The organism is Ruegeria sp. CDSA021 (assembly GCF_059612325.1).
The window spans coordinates 1-3,194 of the sequence record NZ_JBXWQJ010000043.1; the positions used below are offsets into that span (position 1 = coordinate 1).

At 55.0% G+C, this 3,194-nt stretch carries 3 protein-coding genes; 1 reads left to right on the forward strand and 2 read right to left on the reverse strand.

Annotation, left to right across the window (positions count from 1 at the left end; all coding sequences use genetic code 11):
- Both AC2FLD_RS22325 and AC2FLD_RS22330 read right to left on the reverse strand, forming a co-directional pair.
- A partial coding sequence (locus AC2FLD_RS22325; protein ID WP_496674501.1) for an amidohydrolase family protein occupies positions 1–377 on the reverse strand: 377 nt, incomplete at its 3' end.
- Positions 378–445: 68 nt separating this feature from the next.
- Positions 446–1,819, reverse strand: coding sequence for a metal-dependent hydrolase family protein (locus AC2FLD_RS22330; protein WP_481668030.1), 1,374 nt, complete (start codon positions 1,817–1,819; stop codon positions 446–448).
- A 119-nt stretch (positions 1,820–1,938) separates the two neighbouring features.
- On the opposite strand from AC2FLD_RS22330, the gene AC2FLD_RS22335 reads away from it, so the two are divergent.
- Positions 1,939–2,934 carry a helix-turn-helix domain-containing protein gene (locus AC2FLD_RS22335; RefSeq protein WP_481668029.1) on the forward strand — a complete coding sequence of 332 codons (996 nt, stop codon included), beginning with the start codon at positions 1,939–1,941 and terminating at the stop codon, positions 2,932–2,934.
- Positions 2,935–3,194 lie beyond the last annotated feature (260 nt).

A 3,194-nucleotide genomic window follows, 5' to 3' on the forward strand; every position in this document is an offset into this window, starting at 1 on the left:
AAGCCGCGCAACAGCATCTTTTCCGCCTCGATCGTGGAAACGGCGCCCCAGTACATCCAATCAAAATTGTCCCTGAGGTCCGCAACCGGCTCCGTGATCGCCATGTGCACATGCGCATCAATCAAACCCGGCATTAGGGTGCGACCCCCACCGTCGATGACCTCGGCACTTGCAACCGAAAGAGGTTCGGGTGAGACTTTTGCGATCAGGTTATCGACAACCAGAACATTGGCGTTCTCGATCCGCGCCTCGTTCACTCCGTCAAAGACATGCACGTTGGTGAACAGGGTTTGAACAGGTCCATCCTGCGCAAATGACGCGGACGCCGAGAAGGCAACCACACTTGCGGCCGCCAATAACCGTTTTGATGCATTCATGTTCCTCTCTCCCTTAGACAAATTAGTTTGTGCGCGGGGTGCCGAGGTAAGTTCACCCCACGCGACACTCAGTCGAGTGTGTTCTTGTAGATCACGCCATCCTTCATGATCAGATCGATGTTATTTGTGTAGTCGACCAGTAGTCCGGCATCTTCCACCGGATTGCCTTCAACCAGAAGTAAGTCTGCATAAGCACCGGCTTCGATCACGCCCAGCGGTCCGTCCGTGTAAGGATTTCGAGGACCTGACATTGCCACCAGTTTCGCGGTGTTTGACGTGGCCTGGACCAGGATCTCATGCGACGTGAACCATTGCTTTCTGAGTTCAAATTCTTCGTTCTGCCGGGCCAACGCTTCGGGCGAGCCGAAGACGTCCGTTCCGAAGGTGATCGTCACGCCGCTTTCTTTTGCCAGACGCATTGACCTGTCGAGCCCTTCGACGACCGGGCGTGATTTTTCAACGGTTTCGGGCGGGAGCGACGCCACGCTCTCGGGAGTTGGCGTAAAGGCCACGGCCTGAGGGTTGTAGATCACATCCGCGTCCCGCATCGCGATCATGGTGTCCAGTTCCGAGATCAACGTCCCATGGTCGATACTGCGAACTCCGGCCTCCACAGCGCGCAGAACGGAGCGGTCCGTATAGGCATGCGCCAAGACGTAGGTGTTCCAGTCCTCGGCCGCATCGACGGCGGCTCTGATTTCATCGAAGGTGAATTGCGCCGTGTCCAGAGGATCAAAGGCGGAGGCGACCCCGCCACCTACGCTGATCTTGATCTGCGTCGCCCCCCGGCGCAACGTTTCTCGGGTGTATGCGAGAACTTCGCTCCGGCCGTCTGCCATGAAACCAAACTCACTTTCAAAGGCATTGCGGCTGCTTCTGTCACGCGTATGGCTTTCGTTGAACGACCGGAAATCCGTGTGGCCGGATGTCTGACTGATGAAGTGACCGCTGGGATAGATCCGCGGGCCCGGAAGAATACCCTCGTCAACTGCTCTGGCGATGCCGTAGGCTGGGCCCCCTGTATCTCGCAGCGTGGTGAAACCGCGCAGGAGCATTTTCTCCGCCTCGCGGCCCACGACAGCACTGAGATATCCCCAGTGCCAGCCGTTCACCGCCTGATTGGGGGCCGCTGGCATCATGATATGGTTGTGGCCATCGATCAGTCCGGGCATCAGCGTGCGCCCACCACCGTCGATGATCTGAGCATTGGCGACAGCCAGCGGTTCGGTCGAGACCTCCGCGATCAGGTTGTCGACGACCAATACGTTAGCATTTTCGATCCGCTCTTCATTGACGCCGTCAAAGACGTGGACGTTGGTGAAAAGGATCGGAAAGCCCTTTTCTTGTGCGGCGCTTGGTGACGCTGTCAGTCCCGCAATGACAAGCGCCGAGGTGACCGCCAATGATCTGAGCAGTGTGGATGGGTGAAATTGCAAACTCATCAATGCATGTCCCTGATTTGTAAATTCTGAACTTGGATGTAGGTTAGCAAGAAGTAGAGAATTTGCGTGTTGTCTTCTCTGGACAATTTCAAATTCCTCAGTCCAGTAGGGATAACTCATTGAACCAATCCAAGACCGCATTAATGACGCTTCCCACAATGCAGTCGAAGTTCTTGGCCGAGGTTTCTGACCGAGCCTGCAAGTTGGGTGCGGACCGCAATCAGATATTGAAGGGGTGTTTACTGCGACCCGAAGTGCTCGATGAACCCAGCCAACCCATTCCTAGCGCCTGCGTTTATCTGGCATCGACACAAGCCGCTGTTTTGTCTGGCAACCCTTACCTTTGCGCAGAAATCGCATGCGAGTATGAATGGAGCGCCGGCTTCGTACCTCCAGTCACAATGAGCGAAAAACCGAGTTTGGGTGATCTGCTGGTCGCTTGGTTGCATTTTGTGGAAACTGTTCAGTTCTCTATGCACTACCAACTGAGTGTTGAAGCAGACCGCGCTTGTTTAGTCGGCAGGCGCTTTCTCAAGGCGTCGCAACCACCCGGACAAGCTGACGCATGGGACGTGGTTTCTTGGTCTGAAATGTTGAAGGCGAGATTAGGAACATTGTGGGATCAAAACGAAATTGAGATTTATGTCTTTGATCCTGGCGCAATTCCATCCGAATTGGTACCGCCGTCCAATGTGAAAAAAAGTGACGCTTGGGGTCTTAGCATGACACTCCCGTCCGCTTGGCTCATGCAACAATCCCCACTTCAGAGAAACACCGCACCGAAAAATGCGATCACGCGGCAACAGCCGCTGGACTTGGTCGCCTTGTTTCGTGTGTTCGATTATTCAGAATGGCCCGGTTTGGATGGGTTGGCTGCCTTTGTGGGAGCGCATCCAAAAGCACTGCAGAGAGAGCTTGGCGGTCATGGAACGAACGGTGCGGAACTCATTGACCGCGCGAAGATGCATCTCGCTGATCTATGGCTTGGAGAAGATACGCGCTACATCACACAAATCGGACGTGACCTAGGGTACAAGAATCCTAGCGCATTCACCCGCGCTTGCCATCGTTGGTTTGAAGCCTCTCCAGACAGATTGAGACGGCGATACACTTAAGACTAAAGCGACTGGTATCTAACGTTTCCAAGAGACCATTTGGGCTCGGAACCCCAATTCCTGCAACTTGCGCCAACGTCAGCTTGGGGCCGAAATCGGAACTCGCCACACTTCGGCTGAACGGCGGTTTTGTCCGCAGAGCGGTCATTCAGACGGAACGCAGCTAACGACCGCTACGAGCCCAATCTACCGATGCTGCAGCTAGTTCGAATGGGCGTGATGAGCACAGAACGGACGTCCCCGGGTTTGATCACTCCTCC